This is a genomic window from Pseudomonas sp. CP-1 (genome assembly GCF_021213715.1).
In the GTDB taxonomy this organism is placed as follows: Bacteria; Pseudomonadota; Gammaproteobacteria; order Pseudomonadales; family Pseudomonadaceae; genus Pseudomonas; species Pseudomonas aeruginosa.
In genome coordinates this window covers 1-641 of the sequence record NZ_JAJQKY010000061.1, presented here as the reverse complement: position 1 = coordinate 641, position 641 = coordinate 1, and the positions used below count along the sequence as shown (strand labels likewise).

1 protein-coding gene is annotated in these 641 nt (G+C 67.7%); it reads right to left on the bottom strand.

Annotated features, from left to right (window positions below; translation table 11 throughout):
- Positions 1-641 (bottom strand): serine hydroxymethyltransferase (locus LT948_RS33050; protein ID WP_049309577.1); only part of this gene is annotated, 641 nt, incomplete at both ends.

The following is a 641-nucleotide window of genomic DNA, read 5'->3' as shown; positions in this document are numbered from 1 at the left end:
GAGCTTCTTCTCGATCTCCTCGTTGGCGCGCGCCAGGATCAGGCCCCCGCGCGGGCCGCGCAGGGTCTTGTGGGTGGTGGTGGTGACTACGTCGGCGAAGGGGATCGGGTTCGGGTAGAGGCCGGCGGCGACCAGCCCGGCGACGTGGGCCATGTCGACGAACAGCAGCGCGCCGACCTTGTCGGCGATGGCGCGGAAGCGCGGGAAGTCGAGGGTCTTGGAGTAGGCGGAAAAGCCGGCGACGATCATCTTCGGCTTATGCTCCACGGCCAGGCGCTCGACTTCGTCGTAGTCGATCAGCCCGGTAGCGGTGTCCAGGCCGTACTGCACGGCGTTGTACAGCTTGCCGGAGGAGGACACCTTGGCGCCGTGGGTGAGATGGCCGCCGTGGGCCAGGCTCATGCCGAGGATGGTGTCGCCGGCGTTGAGCAGCGCCAGGTACACCGCGGCGTTGGCCGAGGAACCGGAATGCGGCTGGACGTTGGCGTAGTCGGCGCCGAACAGCTGCCTGGCGCGGTCGATGGCCAACTGCTCGACCTTGTCGACGTGTTCGCAGCCGCCGTAGTAGCGCTTGCCCGGATAGCCCTCGGCATATTTGTTGGTCAGGCCGCTGCCCTGCGCCTGCATGACCCGCTTGCTGG